The sequence below is a fragment of the Acidocella sp. genome, from assembly GCF_052326845.1.
In the GTDB taxonomy this organism is placed as follows: Bacteria; Pseudomonadota; Alphaproteobacteria; order Acetobacterales; family Acetobacteraceae; genus Acidocella.
Genome location: NZ_JBKQJR010000035.1, coordinates 1 through 12,112, shown reverse-complemented (window position 1 = coordinate 12,112; position 12,112 = coordinate 1). Strand labels below are relative to the sequence as shown.

Genomic DNA, 12,112 nt, shown 5'->3' with positions numbered 1-12,112 from the left:
TTTCTACAAGCTGGTGCCGCTCGCCGACGACGAGAAGGCGCGCATCGCCCAGGACCTCCAGGACCGGCCCGGCTACATTCCGGTGCTGCTGAAGGACTGGCTGGACTGGCCGGACATGGCGGCGATCGAGGTCAACACCCCCAACCTGCCCGGCATCGTGGTCGAGGCCGGGGCTTCGCGCGTCTATCCGCTGGGGCCGGTTGTGGCGCATGCGGTGGGCTATGTCGGCCGCCCGAACCAGGACGAAGCCAAGAGCGACCCGGTGCTGGCCCTGCCCGGGATGCGCGTTGGCCGCACCGGGGCCGAAGACGCGCAGGACGACGCGTTGCGCGGCACGCCGGGCTTCGTGCAGACGGAAACCAACGTGCATGGCGAGGTGGTGCGCGAGGTGGCGCAGGATAACGGCACGCCCGGCCAGACGGTGACGCTGGGCCTGGATGCAGGGCTGCAGCAGCTCGCGGTGCAAAGCCTGGGCGACAATGCCGGCGCCGTGGTGATGCTGGATGCCACGAATGGCGAGATCCTCGCCCTGGCCAGCACGCCGGCCTTCGACCCCTCGCTTTTCGACAAGGGCGTTCCCGCCGATGTGTGGAAGGGCTGGATGGCGGATGCCAAGCACCCGCTCCAGAACAAGGCCACCTCCGGCCTGTTCGCCCCTGGCTCCACCTTCAAGCCCACCGTGGCGCTGGCGGCGATGAGGGAGGGCGTGCTGACAGGGGATACCATCCTCACCTGCCCCGGCTCCTTCAAGCTCGGCGACCATGTGTTCTGGTGCGACAACCATGTGGCGCACGGCTCGATCAACGTGATCACGGCGCTGCAGGTGAGCTGCGACGTATTCTTCTATCAGGTGGCGCTGATGGTCGGCATCGACAAGATCGCCGCCATGGCCTCCGAGCTTGGCCTCGGCGTGGATCTCGGCGCCGATTTGCCGCATGTCTCCACCGGGCTGGTGCCCACGCTCGCCTGGGCGCAGTCCAAGGGCATCCATTGGGCCCAGGGCAGCACCGTGGTGCAGGGCATCGGCCAGGGCTACACCGAGCTCACCCCGCTGGCGCTGGCCACCATGGTCGCGCGCATCGCCACCGGCAGCACCGTGGGGCCGCATATCACCCGGCGCGTGGGCGGCGCGCTGCAAACCGGCTCGGACCCGGATGACTGGCCGGCGCTGGATGTGGACGACCAGCATCTCGCCGTGATCCGCCAGGCGATGTTCGACGTGGTGAACACCCCGCAGGGCACGGCCTATGCCGCGCGCCTGCAGCTGCCCAACGCGCAGATGGCGGGCAAGACCGGCACCGCCCAGGTGCACAACAATACCGCCGCCGAGAAGCAGAAGAACTTCAATGACCTGACCATGGCCTGGGAGGACCGGCCGAACGCGCTGTTCGTCGGCTTCGCGCCGTACGACAACCCGCGCTATGCCATCGCCGTGGTGGTGGAGCACGGCAATTTCGGCGCGCAAACCGCCGCCCCCATCGCCCAGGCGATGATGACCTACGCCATCCAGCACGACCCGGCGGGGCGCGACACGCCGCTGACCCAGCCGATGCAATCCACCACCCCCGCGCTGCCGGTGAACAACACATGATCCTGGACAACAGCCTCGCCCTGCGCCGCCCGTTCCGGGACCGCTCCTTCGGCGTGGTGCGCAAGCTTGGCCGGGTGAACTGGCTGTTCGTGCTCTGTGTCTGCCTGCTCGCCGGGCTGGGCTATACGGCGCTGTACTCCGCCGCGGGCGGCAGCCCCGAGCCCTACGCGCAGAGCCAGCTCTACCGCTTCTTCGGCATGCTGGCGATGATGCTGGGCATCGCCATGGTCGATATCCGGCTCATCGCCAAGCTCTCCTGGCCGGCCTATGCCGTGGGGATTCTGCTGCTGCTGGTGGTGATGGTGGCCGGCCACACCGGCCTCGGCGCCAAGCGCTGGATCGATCTTGGGCCGATCGAGATCCAGCCGAGCGAGTTGATCAAGCTGTTCCTGTCCATGGCGCTGGCCTACTACTTCAAGCGCGCCACGCCGGAGCAGACCGGCAGCCTGATCTTCGTGCTGCCAATGGCGGTGGCGGTGCTCGTGCCCGTCGGGCTGATCCTGAAGGAGCCGAATCTCGGCACGGCGGTGATCACCGGCACCATCGGCGCCATGGTGATGCTCGGGGCCGGGGTGCGCTGGTGGTGGTTCGCCATCATCGCCGCCATCATCGCGGTCTCGGCCCCGGTGCTGTACCACCACCTGCACGACTACCAGAGGGCGCGCATCGACACCTTCCTCAACCCCGGGGCGGATCCGCTGGGTGCTGGCTACAACATCATCCAGAGCAAGATCGCGCTCGGCTCCGGCGGGTTTTTCGGCCAGGGCTATCTGCACGGCACGCAGAACCAGCTCAATTTCCTGCCCGAGAAGCAGACGGATTTCGTTTTCACCATCATCGCCGAGGAGTTCGGCTATCTCGGCAGCCTGGCGACGCTGGGACTGCTGTTTTCCATCGTGGCGCTGGCGCTGTACACCGCCGTCACCTGCTCGCACGCTTATGGGCGGCTGGTGGCGCTCGGTATCGCCACCAATTTCTTCCTGAACTGCTTCGTCAACCTTTCCATGGTGATGGGCCTGATTCCCGTGGGTGGCGTGCCCATTCCCCTCATCTCGTATGGCGGCTCGGCGCTCACCGCCGTGATGCTCGGTTTCGGCGTGCTGCAATCCATCCATGTGCACCGCGACGTGACCTTCGCCTCGCCCGATGACCTCTAAGAGCGCCTTTGAAAACCCGCTAGGCCGAGCTGGATGGTGCCGTATTTCGAGCACCGGAGCGGAGCGTACGTTGAAGTACGTGAGCACCGGAGCGCAGAAATACAGCGCCAGGCGGCCGGCATAGTAGGGTTTTGAAAGGCGCTCTCATGGCGTTTCTGGTTTTCGATTCTGGCATTGGCGGGCTCGGCGTGGCCCAGCAGATCCACCGCCTCGCCCCTGGGCAGGAGTTGATTTACCTCGCCGATAACGGCTTCTTCCCCTATGGCGAAAAGCCGGACGAGGTGCTGCTGCCGCATATCGTGCGGGTCATCGGCCAGGCCATCGCCGCGTTCTCGCCGCAGGCCGTGGTGGTGGCGTGCAACACCGCCAGCACCATCGCCCTGCCCGCTTTGCGCGCAGCCTATGGCAGCCTGCCGGTCATCGGCTGCGTGCCGCCGGTGAAGCCCGCCGCCGCAGCAAGCGCGAGCAAGGTGATCGGCGTGCTCGCCACAGCGGCCACGGTGCGCCGGCCCTACCTCAGCGGGCTGATCGAGACCTTCGCCCCCGGCTGCAATGTGCTCTCGCTGGGCACCCCGGCGCTGGCGGAGCTGGCGGAGCGGAAATTCCGTGGCGAGGCGGTGGATGTGGAAGCGGCCATCGCGCCGCTGTTTACGCAGGAAGGCGGCGGGGCGATCGACGCCATCGCCCTGGGCTGCACGCATTACACCTTCCTGCAGCCGGAATTCTCCGCACTTAGGCCGGATATTTCCTGGTTCGACCCGGCCCTGCCTGTGGCGCGGCATACGCTGCGCGTCACCGGGCATCTGTCCCCCGGCCACAACCCGCAGGCGGGTGTGGCGTTCTTTACCGGAGAGGCGCTGCCCCCGGCGATACTCGCGCCGTTTGGGTTTACTGGTACAGAAACATGCCAATGGTAAGCGCCGTGCCGATGCAGGCGACGGCGATGCGCAGCACGTTCATCGGCGCGCGGCGCAATATGGCAACGCCCAGATAACCGCCCGCAATGGCGGTGATGCCCTGGTCCAGCACCAGCCCCCAGGCGATATGGCCGCGCGCGACGAAGATGACCACGGCGGCGACGTTCATCACCCCGGCGAGCACGTTCTTGGTGGCGCCCGCATTGCGCACGGCCAGCCCCGCGGCGGTGAGCGCCGCCAGCATGAGGATGCCGATGCCGCCGCCGAAATAGCCGCCATACACGGCGATGACGAATTGAATGGCGATGGCGGCGGGCGCGGGCAAGGCCGGGGGCGCGTCTTCCGCGCGCTTCTTGGTAAAGAAATTACCCCAGATGAACACGACCGTGGCGAACAGGATCAGCCACGGCACCAGATGGGTGAAGAAGCCCACCGGCGTGGCCAGCAGCAGCACCGCGCCGATGGCCCCGCCAACGATACTGACGATGAACAAGGTGCGCAGCGAGAGCCCGCCGGCTCCACCGGCCATGGTGCGGCCGGACCAGCCCATCGTTACCTGCGCCGGGAACAGCGCGATGGTGGAGTTGATGTTGGCGGCACGCGGATCCAGCCCCGCGAAGAGCAGGGCTGGGAAGGTGAGGAAGGAACCGCCGCCCGCGACGGCGTTCTGCGCCCCGGCCAGGAAGCCGGCGATGCCGACGAGGATATAGCCCCACATCACACGAGCGCCTTGAGCTCTTCCACCGGCGGGCGGGCGCCCATGCGGGAGATCGCCAGCGCCGCCGCCTGGGCGCCCAGCGCCCCGGCCTCGGCCAAGCTGCCGCCGCGCGTATAGGCGGCGAGGAACCCGGCGGCATAGGCATCGCCAGCACCTGTGGTGTCCACCACCTCCACCGGCACCGCGGGCACCGCCACGCGCTCGCCGCCGCGCAGGACGACGCTGCCATTCTCGCTCTGCGTCAGCACCGCCAGCTTCACGTCCTGCGCCGCCTGGAAAGAAGCCACGGCGAAATCCGAGCACTCATACAGGCTGCACACCTCGGCCTCGTTGGCGAAGAGGATATCCACGCCCTGCGCGATCAGGCGGCGGAAGCCGTCGCGGTGGCGGTCCACGCAAAATGCATCAGAGAGCGAGAGCGCCGTCTGCCGCCCCGCCGCGCGCGCCATTTTCGACGCCTCGGCGAAGGCCGCCTGGGCCGCCGGAGGGTCGAACAGGTAGCCCTCGAGATAGGTGACGGCGGAGGCGGCGACCACGGTTTCGTCGAGGTCGTGCAGGGCGAACTCGCCCCCGGCGCCGAGATACGTGTTCATGGTGCGCTGCCCGTCCGGCGTGACGAGGATGAGGCAGCGCGCGGTGGGGATGGCGGCGGCGAGCGGCGGGGTGGCGTAATGCACGCCAACGGACGCGATCTCGCGGCGGAACACATCGCCCATTTCATCCGCGCCGACCTTGCCGAGGAACGCCACGCGCGCACCGAGTGCTGCCGCCACGGCGCAGGAATTGGCCACCGAGCCGCCGGAGGCCGTCACGCCGCCCGCCATCGCGGCGGTGAGCCTCGTCGCGGTGTCCGCGTCGATCAGCGACATCCCGCCCTTGGGCATGTTGTGGCGGCTTAAAAAATCGTCATGGGCCGGGAGCAGGTAATCGACGATGGCGTTGCCGATGCCGGTGATATCGAAGCGCGTCGCGGACATTTTTAGCTGTCTCCCAAGGGTTTTCTACTTAACGGCGTTAGCATCGCACGGCGGGCTTGGGCAATTCTGCACGGGCATAGCACGGTTGTGGCGTTCCGGCGGTCCGTGCTACGCGCCTTAAGATGATACGGAAGACCCCGGGAGTATTTGTGTTTAACAAGCGCAAGATCGAAGAGCCCAAGCCGGCCCCGGCGGCAACGCCGCAGGCCGAAACGACCGCCTCCACCGCTGCGGACGAGGCCGTGGCTGCCAGCGCCTATGTTCCCCCTTACTTCAAGGAGCCTGCCATGGCCCGCTCACCCTTCGCGCCGCCGCCCATCCCCACCACCACCCTGACGCCCGCCAGCCAGCCTGCGGCCCGCCCGGCCATGCCGGGGAGCCATGCCGCGCGCGATACCGCCGACCGCCGCACCCTCGTGGTCGGCCGCGGCATCAGCGTGCAGGGCACCGTGCAGGACGCGGAGCGTCTGGTCGTTGAAGGCACGGTGGAGGCCAACACGATCAACGGGCTCGCCGAACTCTCGATCGCCCAGGGCGGCGTCTTCAAGGGTGAGGTCGAGGTGGAGGAGGCCGAGGTTGCCGGCACCATCGACGGCACCATCATCGCCCGCCACACCCTGATCGTGCGCACCACCGGCCGCGTGCTGGGCACCGCGCGCTGCCGCCGCCTGCAGGTGGAGGATGGCGGGCAGATCACCGGCCGTATCGAGATGCTGGGCGACAGCCCGGCGGCGCTGCCGGAAGCCTGAAAAACAAAATAAGGGGGCCAAACGGCCCCCTTTTCATTTCTTCTGCCCGCGAACGCGGCTGGGTTACTGCGCCAGCTTCGAGTCGACCGGCAACTGCTCGAGGTCGGCCTCAACCTGATCAAGCTTCGTCTTCGTCAGCCGCCCGCCGGAGAGCGTGGCGAGTTGGGACAGGCTCATGTCCGAGAACAGCATATAGCTCGGATTAGCCATCAGGCCCGGCATGTCGCGCTTCAGCACCGCGTTGCCGCTGGGATTGGCGGCAATCTTCTCCACCGGGGTATCCAGCGAGAAATGCTTGGCCGTTGCAGCCGTGCTGAATGCAGGCTGCGGCGGCGCAGCCGCGGTCCTTTGCTGGCTGCAGGCGGGAAGTGCCACAACGCCGAACAACATTGCAGTAATTCCGACCTGCCGCGGCATTCTGTATATCATGGACATCATGGCGAGATCTCCTCAACGGACAGCCGATTCGGGCCACCGGACGACAGGGTACTGCGCCGGCTGGCTGATGGAAACAAGAATCTGTGCTGCGACGCCACGAAGAGCCGCGCCACCGGGGATTTGTGATTGGCGGCGGGGCGGGAATCGCGCCATTCTGGCCGTGACGGCGGATGAGAAAACGCCGCGTGCATTTTGAAACAGAAGGCATAAGCGGATTTCACTTCGTCCCTGGCAAGCCATTGCAAGGAAACAAAAAACATGAACGGCGCCGAGAGCCTCGTGCATACCCTACTGCAAGCCGGGATCGATACGGTTTTCGCCAATCCAGGCACGAGCGAGATGCATTTCGTTGCGGCGCTGGACCGCATCCCTGGGATCCGTTGCATATTATGCCTTGATGAAACAATTGTGACCGGTGCGGCGGACGCCTATTACCGGATGACGGGCAAGCCTGCGGCGACGCTGCTCCATTGCGGCCCGGGCCTCGCGAATGGTGTGGCAAATCTGCACAATGCGCGCCGCGCCCGTTCCGCTGTCGTGAATATCGTCGGCGACCAGGCGACGTATCACCGCCCGCTGGACGCGCCGCTGACATCGGATGTAGAGGGCATTGCCGGGCCGGTCAGCGCCTTCATCCGCCGCGCGGAATCAGCGGCCTCGGTGGGGGCGGATGCCGCCGCAACAATCACCGCCGCGCGTAGCTTCCCCGGACAGGTGGCCACGCTGATCCTGCCCGCCAACACCACCTGGGAGGAAGGCGGCGTGGTGGCCGCACCCCACGCGCCCGCGGAGCCGGAAACAGTAACCAGCGAGACCATCGAGCAGGGCGCGGCGCTGCTGCGCAACGGCAAGGCGACGATGCTGCTGCTCGGCGGGCAGGCGCTGGGCGAGGTGCCGATGCGTGTGGCCTGGAGCGTCATCCGCCATACCGGGGCAAAGCTGCTGCTGGAGCGCTCCCCCGCGCGGCTTGCGCGCGGCCGGGGCCGAGTGCAGGCCGAGCGCGTGCCATACCCGATCGACCAGGGCCACGCCGCCTTCGCGGGGGTGGAGCAGCTGATCCTGGTGAACACGCCGCCGCCGGTTTCCTTCTTCGCCTATCCGGGCAAGCGCGGGCAGCTCCAGCCCGAGGGTTGCGAGGTCTTCACACTCAGCACCCCGGAGCAGGACGGCGCCACCGCGCTGGCGGTGCTGGCGCAAATCCTGGGTGCGCCGGATGTGCCGCCCGCCGACCCCGGCCCGCGCCCGGAACGCCCCCAGGGCATGGTGACGCCAGAGGGCGTGGCACAGACCCTGGCCGCGGTGATGCCGGAGCAGGCGATCATCATCGACGAGGCGATTTCCTTCGGGCGCGGTCTCTTCCCCGGCACATACGCCGCCCCGCCGCATGACTGGATGATGCTCACCGGCGGCGCCATTGGCGATGGCATCCCCATGGCCGTGGGTGCGGCGGTGGGCGCGCCGGGAAGGCGCGTGATCGCGCTTCAGGCGGACGGCTCGGCCATGTACAGCCTCTCGGGGCTATGGACCCAGGCTCGCGAGTGGCTGGATGTGACCACCATCATCATCTCCAATCGCAAATACGCGATCCTGCTCGCCGAGCTGGCGGGCGTGGGCGCCAACCCTGGCCGCACGGCGCTGGACATGATGGACCTCACCAACCCCGCGCTGGACTGGTGCAAGATCGCGGGCGGCATGGGGGTGGAAGCGGCGCGGGCCGCGACCCTCGATGAGTTGGGGACGCTGCTGGCGGCGAGCGTCGCCCGCCCCGGCCCGTTTCTTATCGAGCTTATCGTGTAGCGGCGCGCTTGGCCTCGATCTTGTCCCAGATGGCGGCGGCGAGGTTGAGATTATCGAACCGAGCGATCTGCTGCAGCCCGGTGGGCGAGGTGACATTGATCTCGGTGAGATAGCCGCCGATCACGTCGATGCCGGTGAACAGCAACCCCTGGGCCTTCAACGTGGGGCCGATGGCGGCGCAGATCTCCAGCTCGCGGTCAGTGAGTTTCGTCGGCTCGGGCGTGCCGCCGGCATGCATGTTGGAACGCGAATCACCCTCGGGCGGGACGCGGTTGATGGCGCCGAGCGGCTCGCCGTCGATGAGGATGATGCGCTTGTCCCCTTGGCGGACGGCAGGCTCATAGCGCTGCACCATCAACGGCTCGCGCGAGGCGGCGAAGAACATGTCCAGCAGCGAGCCGAGGTTTTCGTCATCCGGCTTGATGCGGAACACGCCGATGCCGCCATTGCCGAACAACGGCTTGACGATGATGTCCTTGTGCAGGGCGCGGAAGTCACGGATGGCCGCGCGGTCCCACGAGACCAGGGTGGGGGGCATCAGCTCGGGGAAATGCATCACCAGCAGCTTCTCCGGCGCGTTGCGCACGGAAACCGGGTTGTTCACCACCAGGGTCTTGGGGTGGATATGCTCCAGCATGTGGGTGGCGGTGATGTAGGCCATGTCGAAGGGCGGGTCCTGGCGCATCAGCACCACGTCCATGTCCGACAGGTCGATGATCGACTCGGGGCCGAATTCGTGATGCGCGCCATGCACCGCCTGCACCGTCACCGGCTTCACGCGGGCTTTCAGCCGGGCACCGTCCAGCCACATATGCGGCACCTCGTAATGCCAGAGCTTGTGGCCGCGCGCCTGGGCTTCCAGCATCAAGGCGAAGGTGGAGTCCCCGGTGATGTCGATGCTGTGCAGCGGATCCATCTGCACGGCGATTTTCAGAGCTTTCATTGCGTCCTCAGGCCGTTCGGCTGAGAGGGTATCAGGACGCGGCCGGACGCTCCAGAGCCGCGGCCGTCAGGCCATGGGTGGCAAGGCTTTGCATGCAGCTCACCGGATCACCGTTATCCGGCACGGCGGCGGCAACGCGGGGGACGCCGCTCGAATCGGGGTAGAGAAACACGTTGAGTCCGCAGACCGGCGAGTGATAGAGCCAGACCTGGGCGGAACCATCGACCCGGCGCAGCGCGGGCTGGCCGAAATCGGCGTCGAGCACCTGCGGCGTGGAGCCGACGAGCCCCTGAGCTGAGGTGGGAATGCCAGGCCCGGCATCGCTGAGCTGAGGGCCAGGGGCGGCGCAACTGGCCAGGGCGAGCATGCCGCCGGTCAGGGTAAAAATTCGAAAGTTTGCCCGCTGCACCATGCAACTCCGGGAGGTCGGGGGGTTTCGCTCCCTATAACAAACGATGAAATAATTGACAGGGGGGCGCTCGCGGAATCTGACAATTTTAATGTTGCACTGCGGGAATAAATTTTATAGGTTGTCATAATACCTTCTACGGCCCGCCTTATTCGTGCCTTTGTTACAGTTGAATGTGCTGAACATGGACAAACGGTCCAAAACTTATAAGCCCACGGAGCCTGACCATGCCCGCTAACATGCTGAAGATCGAAGCCGAACTTCGCAATGCCGTAATCGACCGGCTGATCGCCGCATCGCTGCGCGACGGAAAGCCGGCCCGGGAAGCGACTCTGGAACGCTGGCGCAGCCTGGGCTGCCAGTCCGCCGCGCGCAACGGCGATACCGCCGGCGCCTGACCCCCGCCCTGGGAAGATATCTCCGGCAAGAATTGAGCCTGCGCCACCGGCATACATATATTGATGCCGGCGGCGCACCTAAGCGCCCAAAATGCCCAGGAGATATGTATGCAGCCGCAAGCCGGTCACGAATTTCCATTCACGCTCAGCGAGGCTGAATGGCGCGCGCGCCTGACGCCGGAACAATATGCCGTGCTGCGCGGCCACGCCACCGAACGGCCGGGCAGCTGCGCTCTCAATTACGAAAAGCGCGCGGGCAAGTTCTCCTGCGCCGGATGCGGCCAGGCGCTGTTCGTTTCCAACTCCAAGTTTGAGAGCGGCACCGGCTGGCCGAGCTTCAACGACCCGGTGGAAGGCGCGCTCGTCACCACCACCGACCGCAGCCACGGCATGATCCGCACCGAGGTGCATTGCAGCCGCTGCGGCGGGCATTTGGGCCATGTGTTCGAGGACGGCCCGCCGCCCACCTTCCTGCGCTACTGCATCAACGGCGTGGCGATGAATTTCACCCCCGCGGAGTAGGCCCAAAACAAAAAACCCGCCTTGCTTGCGCAAGGCGGGTTTTTCTGAGGCAGACGCCTTATTGGTAGCCGATACCGACGATGCCGCTGCCCGTGGTAGCGGAGAAGACGTGAGAGACGTTAACGCCTTTGAGCAGGATCGTCGTCCCGTCGTTGAGGTAGACGTCCGTGCCGCCGCCAACGCCACCCGCGGCTTGGATGCTGTAGATCGACGTGTCGCTCGCGGCATTCAGGGTCGAATCGACCAGGAAGATCACGCTGTTGGCGCCGAAATTGGTGATGGTCAGCGAGCTGCCGCCCGTGGTGAGGTTGCCGGTGTCGCTACCGACGACGTCGTACAAGTTGGTCGACCCGTTAACGGTGGAACCCGTGAGAGTCTCACCATTGGTGTTGCCGATGATGAAGGACTGCAGGCCGGAGCCGTTGGTGGAAGCGATTCCGGAGGCCGTGACCTGGCCAATACCGACATAGTCGAGGCCGATCTGGAACACGTTGCTGCCGGAGGTGCTGGAACCGATCAGCGTTTCAATGCCCGTGCCGCCGAACAACTGATTGGACGCGCCGTTACCAACTAGTGTGTCGCTCGTGCCGCCGCCTACCAGCGTGACAGCACCAGAGCCGCCGATCAGCGAGTTGTTACCCGCGCGGCCGCCAACGTAGAAGCCGCCGCCCGCACCCGCGTTCACGGTGATGGAGTTCGGCGCGTAAACGGTGCCACCACCGGAGGTGGTGTACGAGCCGGAGTACACCGTCTGCGCCTGAGTTGAGCTGTTGATGAAATCCAGGGTGCCGCCGGAGAGCGGCTCGAACGCTACGGCGCTCTGCGCGCTGTCGCTCGCGGTCACGGTTGCGACGTCGGAACCACCGAGGAACACCGAGGTGGTGGCATTACCCTCGGCGTTGACCACATCCTGGCCGCCGGTGCCGTTGAAGGTCACCGAATCGTTGCCGGAGCTGAAAACCGTGTCGTTCACGTTCGCGGCGGTGACGTTAATGGCATTTTTGCCACCCGCGGCAGCGATGGCGGCCGAACCGCCAGTGGTCTGGTCGTAGGTGACATTGCTGTTGGCACCGAAGAGGGCATAACGGGTGGTGCCATTACCCGTGAGGGTCACGTTGCCGGGAGCCTGCACCACAAGGTCGGTAACGTCGGTGGCGACCGTGTAGGCGCCGCTGACGCTGCCGCCGGTGACGCTGCCGTTGGAGTCGGTGTTGGTGAACTCCTCGAAGAAGCCGGAGGCGGAAGCTGGAACAGTGAAAAAATCGCTGCCACCAACAATGTCGTTATTCTCGAAGGCGTAAGTACCGCCTTGGAGCGAGGCGCTCAGGGAGACAAAGTAATTCTGGAGAATCTGATTGAAAGACCCCGAGGTCGAGGTGCTCCCCGGAAAACTCGAAGGTACAGACACAATCCCGGTTTGGGAATTGAAGCCACCGCCAATTGTGAGTGTACCTTCGAGTTTTCCGGGGAGCACCTCGACCTCGGGGTCTTTCAAT

Annotated in this window: 14 protein-coding genes; 7 read left to right on the top strand and 7 right to left on the bottom strand. The window is 65.9% G+C overall.

All coding sequences use genetic code 11. The features are described 5' to 3' along the window. From mrdA to murI, 3 genes are all read left to right on the top strand, one after another. A partial coding sequence (mrdA, locus tag ACLPJJ_RS02385; protein ID WP_443589180.1) for a penicillin-binding protein 2 occupies nucleotides 1-1,591 on the top strand: 1,591 nt, incomplete at its 5' end. Further along, a complete protein-coding gene (rodA, locus tag ACLPJJ_RS02380) occupies nucleotides 1,588-2,748 on the top strand; it encodes a rod shape-determining protein RodA (RefSeq protein ID WP_443589178.1) in 1,161 nt (386 codons plus the stop codon). The genes mrdA and rodA, both read left to right, overlap by 4 nt. Nucleotides 2,749-2,894: 146 nt before the next feature. Further along, nucleotides 2,895-3,665 (top strand): glutamate racemase, encoded by a 771-nt coding sequence (gene murI, locus ACLPJJ_RS02375; protein ID WP_443589176.1) that lies wholly within the window; start codon nucleotides 2,895-2,897, stop codon nucleotides 3,663-3,665. Here the strand turns inward: murI and ACLPJJ_RS02370 are convergent. Together ACLPJJ_RS02370 and ACLPJJ_RS02365 are read right to left on the bottom strand one after the other, a co-directional pair. Further along, complete coding sequence (locus ACLPJJ_RS02370) at nucleotides 3,637-4,383, bottom strand: sulfite exporter TauE/SafE family protein (protein WP_443589175.1); 747 nt, start codon at nucleotides 4,381-4,383, stop codon at nucleotides 3,637-3,639. The two genes, murI and ACLPJJ_RS02370, sit on opposite strands and share 29 nt — an antisense overlap. Beyond that, a complete protein-coding gene (locus ACLPJJ_RS02365; protein WP_443589173.1) occupies nucleotides 4,383-5,360 on the bottom strand; it encodes an adenosine kinase in 978 nt (325 codons plus the stop codon). The genes ACLPJJ_RS02370 and ACLPJJ_RS02365 overlap by 1 nt, the downstream gene beginning before the upstream one ends. 149 nt (nucleotides 5,361-5,509) lie before the next feature. Between ACLPJJ_RS02365 and ACLPJJ_RS02360 the strand changes: the two genes are divergently transcribed. After that, nucleotides 5,510-6,109, top strand: coding sequence for a bactofilin family protein (locus tag ACLPJJ_RS02360; protein WP_443589171.1), 600 nt, complete (start codon nucleotides 5,510-5,512; stop codon nucleotides 6,107-6,109). Between the two features lie 63 nt (nucleotides 6,110-6,172). On the opposite strand, the gene ACLPJJ_RS02355 is transcribed toward ACLPJJ_RS02360, so the two are convergent. Beyond that, a complete protein-coding gene (locus ACLPJJ_RS02355) occupies nucleotides 6,173-6,499 on the bottom strand; it encodes a hypothetical protein (protein WP_443589169.1) in 327 nt (108 codons plus the stop codon). A gap of 44 nt (nucleotides 6,500-6,543) precedes the next feature. Further along, entirely contained in the window at nucleotides 6,544-6,807 is a 264-nt protein-coding gene (locus ACLPJJ_RS02350; protein ID WP_443589167.1) for a hypothetical protein, read from the bottom strand. On the opposite strand from ACLPJJ_RS02350, the gene ACLPJJ_RS02345 reads away from it, so the two are divergent. Then, nucleotides 6,806-8,344 carry an acetolactate synthase large subunit gene (locus ACLPJJ_RS02345; RefSeq protein WP_443589165.1) on the top strand — a complete coding sequence of 513 codons (1,539 nt, stop codon included), beginning with the start codon at nucleotides 6,806-6,808 and terminating at the stop codon, nucleotides 8,342-8,344. The genes ACLPJJ_RS02350 and ACLPJJ_RS02345 overlap by 2 nt on opposite strands. Here ACLPJJ_RS02345 and gshB read toward each other — a convergent pair. Both gshB and ACLPJJ_RS02335 read right to left on the bottom strand, forming a co-directional pair. Beyond that, on the bottom strand, nucleotides 8,334-9,287 hold the full coding sequence (gene gshB, locus ACLPJJ_RS02340) for a glutathione synthase (RefSeq protein WP_443589163.1): 954 nt from the start codon (nucleotides 9,285-9,287) through the stop codon (nucleotides 8,334-8,336). The genes ACLPJJ_RS02345 and gshB overlap by 11 nt on opposite strands. A gap of 31 nt (nucleotides 9,288-9,318) precedes the next feature. Beyond that, nucleotides 9,319-9,699, bottom strand: coding sequence for a hypothetical protein (locus ACLPJJ_RS02335; RefSeq protein WP_443589161.1), 381 nt, complete (start codon nucleotides 9,697-9,699; stop codon nucleotides 9,319-9,321). 224 nt (nucleotides 9,700-9,923) lie between these two features. Here ACLPJJ_RS02335 and ACLPJJ_RS02330 point away from each other — a divergent pair, with 224 nt between their 5' ends. Together ACLPJJ_RS02330 and msrB are read left to right on the top strand one after the other, a co-directional pair. After that, complete coding sequence (locus ACLPJJ_RS02330; protein ID WP_443589159.1) at nucleotides 9,924-10,094, top strand: hypothetical protein; 171 nt, start codon at nucleotides 9,924-9,926, stop codon at nucleotides 10,092-10,094. Nucleotides 10,095-10,202: 108 nt separating this feature from the next. Further along, entirely contained in the window at nucleotides 10,203-10,616 is a 414-nt protein-coding gene (gene msrB / locus ACLPJJ_RS02325; RefSeq protein WP_443589157.1) for a peptide-methionine (R)-S-oxide reductase MsrB, read from the top strand. A 58-nt stretch (nucleotides 10,617-10,674) separates the two neighbouring features. On the opposite strand, the gene ACLPJJ_RS02320 is transcribed toward msrB, so the two are convergent. Next, nucleotides 10,675-12,112: beta strand repeat-containing protein (locus ACLPJJ_RS02320; protein WP_443589155.1), on the bottom strand; the 1,438-nt coding region annotated here is incomplete at its 5' end.